This window comes from Paenibacillus sp. 1-18 (assembly GCF_000520755.1).
Taxonomy (GTDB): Bacteria; Bacillota; Bacilli; order Paenibacillales; family Paenibacillaceae; genus Paenibacillus; species Paenibacillus brasilensis.
Genome location: NZ_ASSB01000059.1, coordinates 1 through 436, shown reverse-complemented (window position 1 = coordinate 436; position 436 = coordinate 1). Strand labels below are relative to the sequence as shown.

General features: G+C 53.7%; 2 pseudogenes. Both read right to left on the bottom strand.

Annotated features, from left to right (window positions below):
• Nucleotides 1-274 (bottom strand): annotated as a pseudogene (locus tag L693_RS32275) (transposase); the annotation flags it as partial.
• A gap of 71 nt (nt 275-345) precedes the next feature.
• Nucleotides 346-436: pseudogene (locus L693_RS32270) on the bottom strand (transposase); the annotation flags it as partial.

Sequence of the window (436 nt, the reverse complement as noted above, 5' to 3'; positions counted from 1 at the left end):
GTATCGTAGGCGCGATCCGCTAACACTTCTCCCGGGCAAACGTCCAGTCCATGAAGAAGGCGATAGCCCGTGACCGAATCGTGGTCTTGTCCTGGCGTCAATTCGAAACGCAGCGGATAGCCAAGTGCATCCACCATGGCATGAATTTTGGTGGTTAATCCTCCGCGCGAACGTCCGATGGCTTGCCGTTCCTGCCCCCTTTTGCGCCTGCTCCATGCTGATGGACACGGACGATGGTGGCATCGATCATCACTTGCTCCCAGTCGGGTTCGATGGCGACATGCTTCAAGATTTCATTCCAAATATTTGCTTTTTGCAACCGCCAGAAAAAACTATAGGCAGAAGACCAAGGACCATACGTACTCGGTAAATCTCGCCATGGCGCTCCCGTTCGAGCAACCCATAGCACGGCATTCAGCATCTGACGCCGATCTTT